This is a genomic window from Ensifer sp. CCNWLY38 (assembly GCF_037120565.1).
In the GTDB taxonomy this organism is placed as follows: Bacteria; Pseudomonadota; Alphaproteobacteria; order Rhizobiales; family Rhizobiaceae; genus Ensifer; species Ensifer adhaerens_H.
In genome coordinates, this window is the sequence record NZ_JBBBBO010000004.1 from 489,924 (window position 1) to 502,994 (window position 13,071).

Consider the following 13,071-nt stretch of genomic DNA (forward strand, 5'->3'; position numbering starts at 1 on the left):
GAGCAGCGGCCTTGCGTGCTTGTGTCGTGGCGTTGCCAGGCGGCTCAACGTCAGATAGCGGAGATCACAAGAAAGCCACCAAGGCGTTTGAGTAATCGCAGTACCGTTCAAGTTGCCGGGACGCCGGCAGTTTTCAATCATGTTTTCGCGTGAGCCCGTATGAATTTCGCAGCCTTCGTGTTGGCCGTGCTTGCCGTTTGCGCCTTGCTGGCGATCGCCGCCGTCGTCCTCTTCTTTCTCGGCCTCAGGCGCCTTTGGCGGCGGACGCGTCCCGATCAGGTGTATCGCCGACGTCTGATCATTGCTGTGGGTCTGCTGGCGATCCTGTCGCCCTACATTTCCAGCAAGATTGCCGAGCGAAACCACCTTCTCGCACGCGTGCCTGAGCCGCTCGAAGTCGCGGAAGTCGAATACCGTCTCGAGGAACTGTTCGGTGTCGGCTTCATGCCCGGCGACAATGAGACCGGTTTCGTTGTCTATCGGTTGACCGACGAGAGCGCAGACTGGGCGCGAAAACAGGGCAACGGGCTCGGCGATGTGCTTTCGGGCGAAAAAGGAGCGTGGCGGGCAACACCGGTCGACGACAGGAGGGACGAATGGCATCCCTACGATGACGAACCGGAGATGATGGCGGTGGAGCTTCCCCTGCGCCATCCTCCTAACTTGGAGGAATACCTGGAAAAGTACGGCTTCTCGATCCCGATTGAAGAGGGGCGGACTGACGACGCCAACAAGGCGATCCAGTCAGGCGGATCGTTTTATTCCTACGGGAAGGGCGGAAGTGTCACGATCGTTGATCCCGCTCGCGGCAAAGTCTACTTCGCTTACGCCGGGTGACCATCGGCAACCCTTGACGACGCTTGCTCTGCTGTTGTGCAGGGAGGCGCATGGGCGCGCCCCACACCTCGATCGGCAACAGCGTCGCTGCTCGTACGCTAGTTCGCGCCAGCAGGCCGCAGCTTCACGCGCTGGGCATAGCGCCAGACGCCAAGCCAGCCGAAATAGGTAAAGACCAGCGAGATCGCGTAGAGCGCCGCCATTGCGGCCAGCTCGCTCCAGGCAGAATTGGCGATGCCGAGGGAGAGGACCATCCAGGCCGTGCCGACGAGATAGAGCGCGGTCCAGAAGGTGAGGACTTTTGCGAAAGGTGCCCAGAAGGCTGGCGGCAGAATGTCTTTACCATAGGCGTAGCAGACGATGCCGATGCTTGCCGGCACCGATATGACCAGGCTGATCAGGTCCATCACGTTGATTTCGCCTGGCGCTTGCCCGGAGACAATGAGCGCAAACCAGATGAAGGCCGCTGCGGTCAGCCCGCACGTCAGAACAGCAAAGATTTTCCACATCGCCAATCGCATCTCCTGGTAAGTGAGCCTTGTGAACGTTCGCGAGATCCCGCCGCACTAGGCATTGGCCGACACGCGGCGGCCGTAACGCCAGACGCCGAGCCAGCTGAAATAATTGACGAGAAGCGACAGGGAAAGCCAGAGCAGGCTGGTGACATCATCGCTCCTTTCGAACCGGGTGACGAATTGCACCACGCTGATCAACGACAGGCCGCCGAGCAGGATGCCGAGAAGCCAGCTGTACGGTCGCCAGAGACCGAAGGGCGGGAGTTGCAGGTTGAAGGCATAGGCGACGAGGCCGATTGCCGCGAGCGTTGCGATGGCCGTGCTCACGCCGCCCAGGATCACAATGGCCAACGCCATCTGCCCCCATGAACTCAGCAGCAGGTTGGCGGCGATTACCAGGCCGAAAACCAAGCCAAGCACATAAAGAACCGCAAACGCCTTCCACATCGCGAATCATCCCCGGTTTACGCTGGTTCTATCCTGGGTGGTGACAGGCGGCCTGTCCATCGTCCAGCGACGAGATGTGTCACAACGAGGTCAGGCGTGTCTGAGGTCGCCCTCCTTCGCCCGGATGCTGTCTTCCGTGGTGGCGTTCGCTTTGTCCACGGCACGGCTGACGGCTGCGCGCCGCGCCGCTCAATCCGCACTCAGCGCCACGGCCGGCTGCAGGCGTGAGGCGTTGCGGGCGGGCAGGAAGCCGAAGGCGAGGCCGGTGAGGAAGGCGCAGGTAAACGCGAGCGCCACGGGGCCGAGGGTGAAGGAAACGGGCATGCCGAACTGGCCGGCAAGCGCGCCGGTGCCGAGCCCGAGCAGCACGCCGAGCGCGCCGCCGATCGCCGAGACGACCAGTGCTTCGATGATGAACTGCAGCAGGATGTCGCGCTGGCGGGCGCCGGTTGCCATGCGGACGCCGATCTCGCGGGTGCGCTCGCTGACCGAGACGAGCATGATGTTCATCACGCCGATGCCGCCGACCAAGAGCGAGATCGCGGCGACGGAGCCTAAGAACAGCTTCAGCGTGTTCGAGGTCTCGGTGAAGGCCTCGCGCACCGAGGACATGTTGGTGATCTGCGTGTCCTGGCGCTTGTGGCGCTGGTCGAGCAGCGCCTGGATCGTCTGCTGGGTGATGTCGATCGCCGAGCCGTCCTTCACCTGCACTGTGATGGTTCTGATGTTGCGCTGGCCGAAGAGGCGGATGCTGCCCGTCGTCAGCGGCACCAGCACCACGTCGTCCTGATCGTTGCCGAACGACGTCGCGCCCATTTCCGTCATCACGCCGATGACCTGGAAGGGGATCTTGTTGACGAGCACATATTGCCCGATCGGGTTGTCGCCATCGGGGAAGAGGGTTTTCACCACCGTCTGGCCGAGGACGGCGACCGGCGCGTAGGTGTCCATGTCGTTCTGGTTGATGAATTCGCCGCTCGCCATTTTCCAGGATTTTGCCGTCGTGAACTGGGGCACGGTGCCGTTGGCGGTCGTCTGGTAGTCGATGTTACCGTGGCGAAGCGTGACGGAGCTCGTCATCTCGGGCACGGCGAAGGCGACGTTCGGCACTTCGAGGATCGCATCGGCATCGGCCGGTACCAGCGTCACGTTGCTGCCGCCGGCGCTGCCGCGAAAATTCGCCATGCTGGGGCGCACGACGAGCAGGTCCGAGCCCATGGAGGAGATACGGCTCAGGACCGAATCCTGCGCGCCGGTGCCGATCGCCAGCATCGCGACGACAGAACCGACACCGATGACGATGCCGAGCAGCGTCAGGATGGTGCGGAAGAGGTTGGCCTTCAGCGCCCGGAACGCCATCTTCACCGCTTCGGTGACATCGGCGATCGCCGCTGAACCTTCGCTGACATGGTGGGCAAGCGCTGCCGCGCCTTCGGCATTGCTGCGGCTCTTCTTGGCCCGATCGGCGACAATGCGGCCGTCATGGATCTCGATCAGCCGGTCGGCCTGCTCGGCGACCTCGCGCGAGTGGGTGATGACGATGATCGTGTGGCCCTGGTTGTTCATGTCGCGCAAGAGCGCCATGACGTCTGAGCCGCTCTGGCTGTCGAGCGCGCCGGTCGGCTCGTCGGCGAGGATCACCCGGCCGCCGTTCATCAGCGCGCGCGCAATGGAGACGCGCTGCTGCTGGCCGCCGGAGAGCTGGTTCGGGCGATGGTCGAGCCGCTCGCCGAGCTTCAGCGCTTCAAGCAGCGCCTCGGCGCGGTCGTGCCGATCGCGCGCCGACATGCCCGCATAGACCGCCGGCACCTCGACATTCTCCTGAGCGCTTGCCGTCGGGATGAGGTTGTAGCTCTGGAAGACGAAACCGAAGGTGCGGCGGCGCAGCGCCGCCAATTCATCGGTGTCGAGGTCGGCGACGCTTTCGCCGTCGATCAGATAGTCGCCGCCGGTCGGCTGGTCGAGACAGCCGAGAATGTTCATCAGCGTCGACTTGCCGGAGCCGGACTGGCCGACGATCGCCACGAACTCGCCCGCCTCGATATCGAGCGAGAGGCCGTGCAGGACCTCGACGGCGAGATCGCCGTTGAAATAGGTCTTGCTGACGTGCTTGAGCGAGATGAGCGGGGACATGGCCAACCTCAGAACATCGGCGGCATGCGCATGCCGCGCTGGCTGCGGCCGTCCCGGGCGTTGCCGCTGCTGCCGGAACCGGTGCTGACCACGATCTTCTCGCCCTCTTCGAGGCCGCTCTTGATCTCGGCGCTGACGCGGTTGCGGATACCCACTTCGACGTTCCGCGTTTCGAGCGCGCCGGAGGCGGTGACGACGGTGACTTCAGCCTTGCGGCTTTCTCCCCGTGCGCCGCCCGCCTGGCCATTGCCTTGGCCGGCCGCTTCGCCTGTACCCTTGGCGGGGTGGCTGAGCGCGGCGCTCGGCACGATCAGCACGTCCTTGGCGGCGGCCTGCACGAAGAACACCTGCGCGCTCATCGACATCATCAGCTCGCCGTCGGGATTGGGCACGTCGAAGAGGGCGTAATAGAGCACGACGTTGTTGGTGGTGTCGGGCATCGGCTGGATCTGCCGGAGCTTGCCGACGAAACGTTTGCCCGGCTGGCCGAGCAGCGTGAAATAGGCATCCATGCCGACCTTCAGCCTCGTAACGTCGGCTTCCGAAACCTGTGCCTTCACCGTCATGGTCGAGAGGTCGGCAATGGTGACGATGGTTGGCGTCGTCTGGTTGGCGTTCAGCGTCTGGCCTTCTTTCGCCGGGTTGGCGACGATGGTGCCGGTCATCGGCGCATAGATCTTGGTGTAGCCGAGATCGACCTTGTCGCCGGCAAGCGTCGCCTGCTGCTTGCGGATCTGCGCTTCGATGGCGTTGACGTCGGCTTCGGCCGCGGCGAGATCGGCGATCGCCTGATCGAGCGTCGATTGCGCCACGCTTTTGGTTTCGACGAGATTGCGCTGACGGTCGATATTGGCCTGTTTCAGAACCAGCTGCGCCTTCTTGGAGATGAGTTGCGCCTGGAGATTGGCGAGCTCCGCCTGGTCGATCTCGATGCGGTTCTCGATCGTTGCCGGGTCGATCTCGGCGACCAGTTGATCTTGAGTGACCTTGTCGCCGATCGCGACATGCAGCGCCTTCAACTGGCCGGAGACCTGCGCGCCGGCATCGACGGATTTGACCGCATCGAGCGTGCCGACGGCGGTGACGCTGTTTTCGATGTCGCCGCGCGTCACCACATCGGTCACCATGGCAGCCGTTGCCGGTTCCTCGCCGAAGCGCGTCCAGCCGTAGTAGGCGGCACCGGCAACTGCGAAAACGACCGGCAGCCAAAGCCAGGACCGCGTGCGCCGCTTGCGCTTCACCTTCTGCACCGCACCGGGAATGAAGGTGACGTTGGGAGCCGCGTCGTCGCGGGGCGTGGTGTCGGCTCGCGCCGTCTTTGCTGTCTTGTTCATCGCTTCGCCTTATCCGGCATAATCCCTTCTAAAAATAGAAGCGAACGGGTCCGGCGAACAGCATTGAGATTATTATATTTTCGTAATCTTTGCCGCCTTGTGCCGCAGGTGCGCCCACAAGGTGCCGGCGCCCCCTATGCTCCGTCCGCCGAACGGTGCGCTAGCCGCGCGGCGCGGTGAGCACGGCCGGCCCCAAGTGACATAAATGCGGTAGCAAGGCACACCAATGACCGCTGATGGCACCAAGCAGCCACTCGCTCAACACAGGAGAACAATCAGTTTCGACGCACGTCCCCGTATTTGTGCTTCAGCGTTCTGTGCAAGGAGCCAAATCGCAGGCGATAGTGCCGAGGTGTCAGGCTCGTCTCACAGCGGAACAGTCGACCGAAGAAGCTCGCATCCTCGTAGCCAACTTCGTTGGCGACGGCTTCGATCGGTAGGTCGGTGGTCTCCAGCATCTGCTTGGCTTCCTCGACACGCAGTGCATGCACATAGTCGAGGGGAGTCATACCTGTGGCCTTGGTGAAGCGCCGGATGAAGGAGCGTTCCGGAAGGCCGGAAAGTGCTACCATCGCGGCGACCGGCGTGTGAGTCTTGTAGTTCATCGCCAGCCAGTGCTGGCATCTGTTGATCACCGCATCCGTGGTCTGCCGGCGGCTCATGAGCGATGCGAATGGCTGTTGCCCCATGTCATGCCATTGCAGCATGTAGACCTTGGCGACTTCCATTGCCTCCTTCAGACCGACAAACCGCGCGATCAGATACAGTGCGAGGTCCTGCCAGCTTGATCCTCCCCCCGCCATGACGATGCGCTGCGCTTCGCCGCTCAGCACGAGAGACCGGTCCATTCGCACCCGGACGCCCGGATAGTTGTTGGTGAGCGTCGCGACATAGCCCCAGTGAATGGTAGCATCACAATTAACGAGCAGCCCGGCTTCGCCGAGCAACACCGCACCTGAACAGGCGCTGGCCAACATCGCGCCGTCCTCATGCGACCGCTTCAGCCATCTCGCTTCAGGTTCATACTGTCCAGTGACGCTTGCGCCCGGATTCACGAAGAAATCCGGGATGCAGACGATATCAGGGCGCGGGCATCCGTTGAAGTCATGGTCCGGCTGCACCCGGATGCCATTCGTGGCTTCGAAACCCTCACGGGATCGAGCGACAATGTAGGGCTGCATGCGCTGTTCGCCTGCTTCGCCACTGACGATGTAGGACCAGTCCCGACCCGGTGAAGAAAAAAGGTCAAACATGCCGTACAACGCCGAGGCCGTGACCTCCGGCACCGCGAGGATGGCAACTTTGACGCGGCTCTCTTGGTCGAGCATGGCAGAAACGACCGCTTTTCAGCAAATTTGACTTTAGTCCCAAACGTCCGACGCTACTAGGCTGATACAAGCCTAGAGGAGGTCTCGACATGACGCATGAAGCACTCCGCTATGAACTGCGCGGCGAGCTGCTCACTCCGGGAAGCGCCGCCTACGAGGCTGCGCGGGTGGTGTGGAACGGGATGATCGACAGGCGGCCCGCGCTGATCGCCAGGTGCCGCAACACCGCCGACGTCATCGCGTCGGTAAACCACGCCCGCACCCACGGGCTTGCCATTGCCGTTCGCGGCGGCGGACACAATGTCGCCGGCTATGCCGTCTGCGATGGCGGGCTGATGATCGACTTGTCTCGGATGAATGCCGCCCGCATCACGTCCCGCATCACGTCTCGACTTGACCGGGCGTATGTTGAAGGCGGTGCCACCTGGGGCGACGTCGATGCCGCAACGACGCCTTTCGGCCGCGCCACGCCCGGCGGACTGATTTCAGCCACGGGTGTGGCCGGGCTTACCTTGTCGGGTGGCATCGGTTGGCTGCGGGGAACGCACGGTCTTAGCTGCGACAATCTCGTTGCTGCCGATGTGGTTACCGCCGGCGGTGACCTCATCCATGCGAGCGAGACGGAAAACGCCGACCTGCTGTGGGCGCTGAAGGGCGGCGGCGGCAACTTCGGCATCGTCGTGAACTTTGAATTTCGGCTCCATCCGATCGCAGAGGAGCTGATGTTCTGCGCTCCCGCCTATCCAGAAGAACGCGCCGACGACATCCTTCCGCAATGGCGTGACTACATGGCCGCGGCGCCGGACGAAGTCAGCGGTCTCGCCGAATTTTCCACCATACCCAGGGATCCGGCGTATCCGGAATACACATGGGGCAAGCGTGTGCTGGCGCTCGCCACAGTCTATGATGGTCCGGCTGAAGAGGGCGAGCGTGTCACCCAGCCGTTGCGCAGCTTTGGTGAACCGCTGCTCGATTTCAGTGGCCGCATGTCATACCGTGCGCTGCAGTCCATCTACAACGGATTGTTTCCCGCGGGCCGCGACCGCTGCTACTGGAAGTCGACATACCTGTCGGGCCTCGACAACGGCGTTATCGCCGATATCACCGAGCGGGTGGCTAAACGTCCGTCCGAGAAGACTTTTGCCTCGATCTGGAAGTTTGGCGGTGCGGTACAACGCGTTGCCGCCGATGCCACCGCCTTTGGCGACCGCTCCATGCCCTTCATGCTGAGCCTCGATGCAATCTGGTCCGATCCGACTGATGACGACACCAACATCGGGTGGGTTCGCGACGTCTGGCGGGACATGCAGCCCTATTCCACTGGCCGCCTGTATCTGAACTTTCCCGGATTTGGGGAAGGTGAAAATCTGGTTCGCGATGCGTTCGGTGCTGAAACCTACGGAAGGCTTCAGAAGGTCAAGCGCAACTACGATCCAGACAATCTCTTCCACTTGAACCAGAACATTCTGCCGCAATGAGGTCGGGGACTGATGATTGCTACCCAGTTCGAGCCGCATAGTGTCTGCTCTTGGCCCACAGTTGCCATAGCGCTCAGCGCGCTGCTTCCATTGACACCAAATCTCGCATCAATGAACCGGGCGCTAACGCTCAGTCCCAGGCGACGTGAACGAAGCGGGCAAGGACAAGTGCGCCGCCCATGCCGGTAAGCCCCGCAGCACCTTTCGCCGCGGAAGTGCCGAACGCCTTTGATGGAGCAGGCGATAAAGGTGCATAGCAAGATCAGCACATAGGCTTTTTGATGTGGGGGTAAATCAACCTCGGTCCAGTCCCCTCGAAACCTATGGCGCTCTTTCTCCGCGTCCCCGCCGAAATTTTGCCCGCTTGTGAGAATCGTCTTGACGCCTCCGGTGCGCTTCACTAGAACACTGCGAACCGTACCGTACGGTACTGATCGGGAGCGAGGCGACGTGCAGATGACTGCGGCGATAAGGGAGGCGAATGCCGGGGAGGGGCTGACGGAACGTCAGGGCGCCGTTCTCGAGCAGGCATTGCGACTTCTGGTCGACGGCGGCGAAAAGGCGCTAACGACGGCCGGCATCGCGCGTGCTGCCAATTGCTCCAAGGAAAGCCTCTACAAGTGGTTCGGCGATCGCGACGGGCTGATTTCGGCGATGATCGGCTTCCAGGCGAGCAAGGTGCGCACGCAGGACGTCGCCGCCAGGGCGCTCGACGCCGAGAGCCTTGAGCGTCATCTGATCGTGTTTGCCAAGGATCTGCTCGAGGTGCTCGCGGGCGACGTGTCGCTGGCGCTGAACCGGCTGGCGATCGGCCAGGCGAGCCGCGACGGCTCCAAGCTCGGCCACATGCTGCAGGAGCGCGGGCGCCGGCAGATCGGCCGCCGCGCGGCAGCATTGCTCGAAGCCGGGCGCAAGGCGGGGCTACTCACCTTCGACGACGCCGACGAGGCCTATGGCGCGCTCTACGGGCTTGTTGTCTCCGACTGGCATCTGAAGATGCTGCTCGGCGAAGAGGCCGGCGAGATGAAGAAGAGTTTCAGCCGCAAGGCGGAGCAGGCGGTTTCGTCCTTCCTCGCGCTTTACGGCACGAAAAGGTAACTGCAGCGCCGCGCTTCGTAAAAGCGCAAAGGTCGCTGCAGCATAAGGAATGGCAGCGCCGCGCTTCGCAAGAAGCGCAAAGGTCGCTGCAGCACAAGGAATGGCAGCGCCGCGCTTCGTGAGAAGCGCAAAGGCCGCTGCAGCACCAGGAATTGCTGCATGGTTCCTGAGCCATGCAGCGGAGACAACTGACAACAACGGGAAGGACCACTAAAATGCGCGTCTATTACGATCGTGATGCCGATATCAACCTGATCAAGTCGAAGAAGGTCGCCATCGTCGGCTACGGCAGCCAGGGCCGCGCCCATGCGCTGAACCTGAAGGATTCCGGCGCCAAGGAAATCCGCATCGCGCTGAAGCCGGGTTCGGCAACGGCTGCCAAGGTCGAGGCCGACGGTCTCTCGGTTCTGTCGGTTGCGGAAGCCGCCAAGTGGGCCGACCTCATCATGATGGCAACCCCGGACGAACTGCAGGCCGAAATCTACAAGGCCGACATCGCCGGCAACATCCGTGACGGCGCTGCGATCGCGTTCGCCCACGGCCTTAACGTTCATTTCGGCCTGATCGAGCCGAAGGCTTCGCTCGACGTCGTCATGATTGCGCCGAAGGGCCCGGGCCACACGGTTCGCGGCGAATACCAGAAGGGCGGCGGCGTTCCCTGCCTCGTTGCCGTTCACCAGGACGCTTCGGGCAACGCTCTCGACCTCGCGCTCTCCTACGCCTGCGGCGTCGGCGGCGGCCGTTCGGGCATCATCGAAACCAACTTCAAGGAAGAGTGCGAAACCGACCTCTTCGGCGAACAGGTTGTTCTCTGCGGCGGTCTCGTCGAACTGATCCGCGCCGGTTTCGAAACGCTGGTTGAAGCCGGTTACGCTCCGGAAATGGCCTATTTCGAGTGCCTGCACGAAGTGAAGCTGATCGTCGACCTGATCTATGAAGGCGGCATCGCCAACATGAACTATTCGATCTCGAACACGGCCGAATGGGGCGAATACGTCACCGGCCCGCGCATCATCACGGCAGAAACCAAGGCCGAAATGAAGCGCGTCCTCAAGGACATCCAGACCGGCAAGTTCACCTCGGAATGGATGCAGGAATACAAGTCGGGTGCCGCCCGCTTCAAGGGCATCCGCCGCGTCAACGACAGCCACCAGATCGAGGAAGTCGGCGCGAAGCTTCGCGGCATGATGCCCTGGATCGGCAAGAACAAGCTGGTCGACAAGGCGAAGAACTAAGCCTTAGCGAACGGTTGAATGCAGGAAGCCGGGGCAGTGCCCCGGCTTTTTTCGTGAGAGCGACATTCGTTCTCGCTGTCGCTACGCGAGATCGGCAAGGCTCAAGAGCAGGTCGAGGCAAAAGGAAGGGGAGGCCGCAAGGGCCGAGCCGGTGCCGAACCCGACCAACGCCAGACCGAATGCTCCGCCCCAACCATGGCTCTGCCAGCCGATCATGGCGCCGACGGCCGTTGCGGCACCAACCACGGAGACGCACCAAAGACACCGAACAATGAACAGGAACGTCTCGCGCATGCTTGCCTTCCTGGCGTAGAGCGGAACAATCTATGGTTCACTTCAGCATATAAGTTCGCGTATGCGTGATCGCCAGGGGCCAGGAGCGAGGAGGTCCGAAGAGAGGGCCGTTCCGTTTCGGCTGCTGCATGTCTCCTTTAATCGGCTTCAGCAAATCGAAGTTCTACAGCGACCTTTGTGCGTCTGATAAGACGCGCGGCGCTGTACCTCGGGTGTCAGTCCTGCTGCGCCGCCAGGATGAGATCGCAGGCTGCCGTAATGTCGTCGACAACCGCCGAAGGCGCCGGCTGGAAGTGGCTCTCGTCGCCCTCGCGGTATTTGCCGGTGCGCACGAGGATCGCGGTGCCGATCCCGGCGGCAAGGGCGCCGGCGACATCGCTTTCGGCATCGTCGCCGATCATGGCCAAATCGGCCGGGTCAAGGCCCATGCTCGCTGCCGCTGCCAGGAAGAAATCCGCCGAGGGTTTGCCGAAGAGCCTCGCCCTGATGCCGCTCGCATGTTCCAGCGCCTCGACAAAGGGGCCGGCATCGAGGCTCAGCTCGCCGTCGCGATCACGGAAGAAGCGGTTGCGGGCGAGCGCCAGCAGCGGCGAGCCGGCCATCAGGGCGCGAAACGCGGCGTTGAGGCCCTCATAGCTGAAGCGCTCCGCGGCATCGCCAAGCACGACGGCGACGGGGCCGTCCATGCGGCAATCGGCGAAGTCTTCCTCAAGCGCGGGATGAATGAGCAGGTGGGGCTGGTGGCTGTTCGCCTTGAGCCAGGCGCGCGCGGCGGCAACCGGCGTGAACACCTCGTCGGCAGCGCAATCGAAGCCAAGGCGCTGGAGGTGAGCGACGATCTGGCGCTTCGACTGGCGGGTGGTGTTGGTCAGGAAGCGGACGGGGAGGCGAGCTGCGCGCAGCCGCAGCACCGCCGCGATGGCACCCGGCAACACCGTGTCGCCGTCATAGAGCACGCCGGAGAGATCGAGCAGCACGCCTCTTGCCATGGCAAGAGACTGCCTGAGCGCCAGACCATGGTCAACGTTGGGCGGCGGACGCCTCCCAATCGATCCCCCTATAGCGCTGGCACCTCGGGGACTGGTTGCTGTCTTCCCACTCCACGCGGGAAGGGGCGGTGCCGCCTAAAGATCAGGCCTGCCAGGCTTGCAGCCGTTCCACCGTCGTTGTCGCCCCGCCGCAGACGATCATCAGCACGCGCTTGAAACGCAGGAGTTGATCGGCGTGTTCGTAGGCGATGGCCAGGGCGGCGCCGCAGGCGGGTTCCACCAGCACGCGGTGGTCGTCGAGGAAGCGGGCGCAGGCGTCTACCGCCGACTGGTCGCTGACGACGACGCATTCGACCGGCCGGATCTGGCTGATCTCGAAGGCACGCTTGCAGACCTTTCGGGCGCCGAGCGAAGTGGCGACGCCGCTGATCGAGGGAAGCTCAACCAGCTCTCCCGCCTTGACGGAGGCGAGGTAGGACGCGGTGCCTTCAGTCTCCGCGGTGACAATAGGAATTTCTCGGAGCTCGTTGCGCTCCAGTCCCTCGGCGACGCCCGACAGCAGCCCGCCGCCGCCGACAGAGAGCATGACCGCATCGAAGGCGAGGCCGGCCTTGACGACCTCGTCGATCATCGTCGCATGTCCAGCCCACAGCAGCGGATCGTCGAAGGGATGGATGAAAGCGGTCTCGGCATCGACGGATGCGAGCGCGCGGGCATTTGCTTCATCCCAAGCGGCCCCGTGGACAATCACCTCGGCGCCTTCCTGGCGGATAAGCGCCTTTGCCCGTTCGGTGGTCGTTTCGGGAACGAAGACGGAAACGGGGATCGAGAGCCGGCGGCCGGCATAGGCAACCGCCATGCCGGCATTGCCGCCGGAGGAGGAGACGAAACGCCGCTTGCCGTTTCGCGCATGGTGCTCGCAGGCAGCACCGACGCCGCGGATTTTGAACGAACCGGGCGGCTGTAGCGCCTCCATCTTCAGCCAGATGGAGCAATCGGACGCGAGGCTTAGCGGGCGGGATTCAAGGAGGGGAGTTTCGAGGTGAAGTGCCATGGGATGTTCCGTTGAGCGCGCGGTGCTGGAGGCCGGTTTGTTGCAATGGCTCCTGCGGGAGAATCTTGAAGCAATTTGCCCCTGATCGCTAGTTCAACGCAACACGGGAGGGGTGCAGTCGCGGATGGCCGCGTCATGTCGTGGGATACGATGGAGCGACAGCGCCCGTCACCAGAAAAGACCGCTCAGTGTCATAAGCGCGATGAAGAGCAGGGACAGGACGAGCGATGCCTTGATCGCTGCCAGAGTGTAGTCGTATCGGCGAAGTCTGTGTGCGAGCGTCTGGAACATGTGTTCGTCCAATCGTAAGGGATCTGCGGCTCCTCGCC

At 62.8% G+C, this 13,071-nt stretch carries 13 protein-coding genes; 4 read left to right on the forward strand and 9 right to left on the reverse strand.

Going from position 1 to position 13,071, the window contains the following annotated elements; all coding sequences use genetic code 11:
- Positions 1-159: 159 nt before the first annotated feature.
- Complete coding sequence (locus V7S54_RS11950; RefSeq protein WP_065374867.1) at positions 160-837, forward strand: hypothetical protein; 678 nt, start codon at positions 160-162, stop codon at positions 835-837.
- A gap of 98 nt (positions 838-935) precedes the next feature.
- On the opposite strand, the gene V7S54_RS11955 is transcribed toward V7S54_RS11950, so the two are convergent.
- From V7S54_RS11955 to V7S54_RS11975, 5 genes are all read right to left on the reverse strand, one after another.
- Positions 936-1,352: a hypothetical protein gene (locus V7S54_RS11955; RefSeq protein WP_141679422.1), complete on the reverse strand. Its 417-nt coding sequence runs from the start codon at positions 1,350-1,352 to the stop codon at positions 936-938.
- A gap of 51 nt (positions 1,353-1,403) precedes the next feature.
- Positions 1,404-1,799, reverse strand: coding sequence for a hypothetical protein (locus V7S54_RS11960; protein WP_065374865.1), 396 nt, complete (start codon positions 1,797-1,799; stop codon positions 1,404-1,406).
- A 189-nt stretch (positions 1,800-1,988) separates the two neighbouring features.
- A complete protein-coding gene (locus V7S54_RS11965) occupies positions 1,989-3,932 on the reverse strand; it encodes a MacB family efflux pump subunit (protein WP_065374864.1) in 1,944 nt (647 codons plus the stop codon).
- 8 nt (positions 3,933-3,940) lie between these two features.
- Positions 3,941-5,266 (reverse strand): efflux RND transporter periplasmic adaptor subunit, encoded by a 1,326-nt coding sequence (locus V7S54_RS11970; RefSeq protein WP_065374863.1) that lies wholly within the window; start codon positions 5,264-5,266, stop codon positions 3,941-3,943.
- Positions 5,267-5,541: 275 nt separating this feature from the next.
- Entirely contained in the window at positions 5,542-6,594 is a 1,053-nt protein-coding gene (locus V7S54_RS11975; RefSeq protein WP_065374862.1) for a GlxA family transcriptional regulator, read from the reverse strand.
- 89 nt (positions 6,595-6,683) lie between these two features.
- On the opposite strand from V7S54_RS11975, the gene V7S54_RS11980 reads away from it, so the two are divergent.
- The 3 genes from V7S54_RS11980 to ilvC all read left to right on the forward strand — a co-directional run bounded on the left by V7S54_RS11980 (position 6,684) and on the right by ilvC (position 10,405).
- A complete protein-coding gene (locus tag V7S54_RS11980) occupies positions 6,684-8,072 on the forward strand; it encodes an FAD-binding oxidoreductase (protein WP_336408346.1) in 1,389 nt (462 codons plus the stop codon).
- A 456-nt stretch (positions 8,073-8,528) separates the two neighbouring features.
- The gene (locus V7S54_RS11985) at positions 8,529-9,170 is read left to right on the forward strand and encodes a TetR/AcrR family transcriptional regulator C-terminal domain-containing protein (protein WP_255571032.1); all 642 of its coding nucleotides are present in this window, start codon (positions 8,529-8,531) and stop codon (positions 9,168-9,170) included.
- Positions 9,171-9,385: 215 nt separating this feature from the next.
- Positions 9,386-10,405 (forward strand): ketol-acid reductoisomerase, encoded by a 1,020-nt coding sequence (gene ilvC, locus V7S54_RS11990; protein WP_065376298.1) that lies wholly within the window; start codon positions 9,386-9,388, stop codon positions 10,403-10,405.
- Between the two features lie 81 nt (positions 10,406-10,486).
- Here ilvC and V7S54_RS11995 read toward each other — a convergent pair whose 3' ends face one another.
- The 4 genes from V7S54_RS11995 to V7S54_RS12010 form a co-directional block, all read right to left on the reverse strand.
- Complete coding sequence (locus tag V7S54_RS11995) at positions 10,487-10,699, reverse strand: hypothetical protein (protein WP_065376297.1); 213 nt, start codon at positions 10,697-10,699, stop codon at positions 10,487-10,489.
- Positions 10,700-10,914: 215 nt separating this feature from the next.
- Positions 10,915-11,688, reverse strand: coding sequence for a TIGR01458 family HAD-type hydrolase (locus tag V7S54_RS12000; RefSeq protein WP_065376296.1), 774 nt, complete (start codon positions 11,686-11,688; stop codon positions 10,915-10,917).
- 142 nt (positions 11,689-11,830) lie between these two features.
- The gene (locus V7S54_RS12005) at positions 11,831-12,742 is read right to left on the reverse strand and encodes a pyridoxal-phosphate dependent enzyme (protein ID WP_065376295.1); all 912 of its coding nucleotides are present in this window, start codon (positions 12,740-12,742) and stop codon (positions 11,831-11,833) included.
- A gap of 168 nt (positions 12,743-12,910) precedes the next feature.
- A complete protein-coding gene (locus V7S54_RS12010) occupies positions 12,911-13,033 on the reverse strand; it encodes a hypothetical protein (RefSeq protein WP_268753064.1) in 123 nt (40 codons plus the stop codon).
- Positions 13,034-13,071 lie beyond the last annotated feature (38 nt).

What these genes read in the sequence shown, in the direction of transcription:
- V7S54_RS11950 (WP_065374867.1), top strand. Translation starts at nt 160, where the DNA reads ATGAATTTCGCAGCCTTCGTGTTGGCCGTGCTTGCCGTTTGCGCCTTG.
- V7S54_RS11960 (WP_065374865.1), bottom strand. Translation starts at nt 1,799, where the DNA reads ATGTGGAAGGCGTTTGCGGTTCTTTATGTGCTTGGCTTGGTTTTCGGC.
- V7S54_RS11965 (WP_065374864.1), bottom strand. Translation starts at nt 3,932, where the DNA reads ATGTCCCCGCTCATCTCGCTCAAGCACGTCAGCAAGACCTATTTCAAC.
- V7S54_RS11970 (WP_065374863.1), bottom strand. Translation starts at nt 5,266, where the DNA reads ATGAACAAGACAGCAAAGACGGCGCGAGCCGACACCACGCCCCGCGAC.
- V7S54_RS11975 (WP_065374862.1), bottom strand. Translation starts at nt 6,594, where the DNA reads ATGCTCGACCAAGAGAGCCGCGTCAAAGTTGCCATCCTCGCGGTGCCG.
- V7S54_RS11980 (WP_336408346.1), top strand. Translation starts at nt 6,684, where the DNA reads ATGACGCATGAAGCACTCCGCTATGAACTGCGCGGCGAGCTGCTCACT.
- V7S54_RS11985 (WP_255571032.1), top strand. Translation starts at nt 8,529, where the DNA reads ATGACTGCGGCGATAAGGGAGGCGAATGCCGGGGAGGGGCTGACGGAA.
- ilvC (WP_065376298.1), top strand. Translation starts at nt 9,386, where the DNA reads ATGCGCGTCTATTACGATCGTGATGCCGATATCAACCTGATCAAGTCG.
- V7S54_RS11995 (WP_065376297.1), bottom strand. Translation starts at nt 10,699, where the DNA reads ATGCGCGAGACGTTCCTGTTCATTGTTCGGTGTCTTTGGTGCGTCTCC.
- V7S54_RS12000 (WP_065376296.1), bottom strand. Translation starts at nt 11,688, where the DNA reads ATGGCAAGAGGCGTGCTGCTCGATCTCTCCGGCGTGCTCTATGACGGC.
- V7S54_RS12005 (WP_065376295.1), bottom strand. Translation starts at nt 12,742, where the DNA reads ATGGCACTTCACCTCGAAACTCCCCTCCTTGAATCCCGCCCGCTAAGC.
- V7S54_RS12010 (WP_268753064.1), bottom strand. Translation starts at nt 13,033, where the DNA reads ATGTTCCAGACGCTCGCACACAGACTTCGCCGATACGACTACACTCTG.